Source organism: Cupriavidus sp. 05N39 (assembly GCF_056397325.1).
In genome coordinates this window covers 1-419 of sequence record NZ_JBFTNE010000339.1, presented here as the reverse complement: position 1 = coordinate 419, position 419 = coordinate 1, and the positions used below count along the sequence as shown (strand labels likewise).

The 419-nt window shown below is 59.4% G+C and carries 1 protein-coding gene; it reads right to left on the bottom strand.

Annotation, left to right across the window (positions count from 1 at the left end; genetic code table 11):
* The coding region (locus AC1DN0_RS41600) for a hypothetical protein (RefSeq protein ID WP_477146686.1) at positions 1-220 on the bottom strand (220 nt) is incomplete at its 3' end.
* Positions 221-419: the final 199 nt, after the last annotated feature.

Here is a 419-nt window from a genome sequence, read left to right as displayed (position 1 = left end):
ACGATGCCCTGAACGACACGCTCCCATACCTGTGGCCGGATGCTTGTTTGATCCATGTCAACGGCAATTCGCTGGAACTTCCTATGCTCTCCGGATGGCCGTTTCCGCTTGCACGATCCGGGCCGAGGCCGATTACCAGTCCAAACACCTGGTTCCGGAGGCTCAACGGTACGAGTGCAAATTGCAACGGCAGCAACGGAATCGCCAGCGGCAACAACACCTTATATCCGATTGCCCGGCTTGCATTCCGATCCGGATCCCCCCAACGCTAACGGCCCTGAATGACCATGAAACTGCCCTTCGTCACGAGTATGCGAATGCATTCCCTGCTTCTGACTGCAAGCATTGCGCTGACGGTGACGCTGACGGTGATGCCGGCGCGCGCGGAAGGTGGCGCGGGGCTGGCCCAGCAGCTATGC